The sequence below is a fragment of the Flavobacterium sp. UGB4466 genome (assembly GCF_903469665.1).
Taxonomy (GTDB): domain Bacteria; phylum Bacteroidota; class Bacteroidia; order Flavobacteriales; family Flavobacteriaceae; genus Flavobacterium; species Flavobacterium lipolyticum.
The window spans coordinates 1-392 of record NZ_CAGKLC010000283.1; the positions used below are offsets into that span (position 1 = coordinate 1).

The window sequence follows — 392 nt, forward strand, 5'->3', positions numbered from 1 at the left end:
AATATCAAAAAGTCATTCAAAGTACTTGTAAAATAATCAAAATCATGCCAGTACCACTTCAAAATGGTACTGGCTAATACAACTTTAAGATGAAAAAATATATCAGTACCTCTATAAAATCTATAGCTACAGTTACGGCGTTTTTAGCGATATGCCTCCAGGGCTATAGTCAGGATAAAAAACAGGAAATATCGATCTCCGTCGCAGGACCCGGTTCTTTTCTTAAGTACAGTGGCGGTGGTACTATCGTACCCGGAAACGGAATTAGTGCAGGAATCAGATACTCCTATTATTTAAACGAAGGCTTAAGCATTGGAATTGGAGCGGAGTACCAATCCTATAATTCTGATGCAAAGTATGCTTCTTTTAGTGGACAATATGTTACTAAAGAT

Annotated in this window: 1 pseudogene; it reads left to right on the top strand. The window is 37.0% G+C overall.

What is annotated here, in order from left to right:
* Positions 1-89 precede the first annotated feature (89 nt).
* Positions 90-392, top strand: a pseudogene (locus tag JO950_RS22070) (hypothetical protein); the annotation flags it as partial.